The following is a 667-nucleotide window of genomic DNA, read 5'->3' as shown; positions in this document are numbered from 1 at the left end:
GGTCGAAGGTGTAAGTGCAGCAATGTATTTAGCTTATCGATACTAATAGGTCGAGGACTTGACCAATATTATTTGATGTTCATTGATTAAAATATATATGTAGTTTTTAGAGTGTTAACTCTATGTAAAGTACTAACTTCAATTAATAGAAGATATTTAATAAAAAACTATTATTATTTAGTACTTTAAAAGTATTGACATTTAAAAATAAAGATGTTAATATAATACTTGTCTTATAAATAGGCAATATGTGGTTATAATAGCAAAGAGGATACACCTGTTCCCATTCCGAACACAGAAGTTAAGCTCTTTAGCGCTGATGGTACTTGGTGGGAAACTGCCTGGGAGAGTAGGACATAGCCACGTAAATATTCCAAGGTAGCTCAACGGTGGAGCAACCGGCTGTTAACCGGTAGGCTGTGGGTTCGAGCCCCACCCTTGGAGCCAAAAAAAGCCGAAGTGGCGGAACTGGCAGACGCACAGGACTTAAAATCCTGCGGGACTTACCTCTCGTACCGGTTCGATTCCGGTCTTCGGCACTTATAAAACAATATCGCGGAGTGGAGCAGTTGGCAGCTCGTCGGGCTCATAACCCGAAGGTCGTAGGTTCGAGTCCTGCCTCCGCAACCATTAAAATGGCTCGTTGGTCAAGAGGTTAAGACACCGC

The 667-nt window shown here is 41.7% G+C and carries 3 tRNA genes and 1 rRNA gene; all 4 read left to right on the top strand.

The annotated features are described in order from the left end of the window. Positions 1–249 precede the first annotated feature (249 nt). A 5S ribosomal RNA gene (gene rrf, locus IC173_RS20345) occupies positions 250–366 on the top strand. A 6-nt stretch (positions 367–372) separates the two neighbouring features. Continuing rightward, positions 373–447 (top strand) — tRNA-Asn (locus tag IC173_RS20340). Between the two features lie 6 nt (positions 448–453). Then, a tRNA-Leu gene (locus IC173_RS20335) sits at positions 454–539 on the top strand. A gap of 15 nt (positions 540–554) precedes the next feature. Continuing rightward, positions 555–630 (top strand) — tRNA-Met (locus tag IC173_RS20330). The last annotated feature ends 37 nt before the right edge of the window (positions 631–667 follow it).

Origin of the sequence: Clostridioides sp. ES-S-0048-02 (genome assembly GCF_020658495.1) — a bacterium.
Classification (GTDB): Bacteria; Bacillota; Clostridia; order Peptostreptococcales; family Peptostreptococcaceae; genus Clostridioides.
The sequence above is the reverse complement of the archived record's forward strand: the minus strand, read 5'-3'. Positions and strand labels throughout refer to the sequence as shown.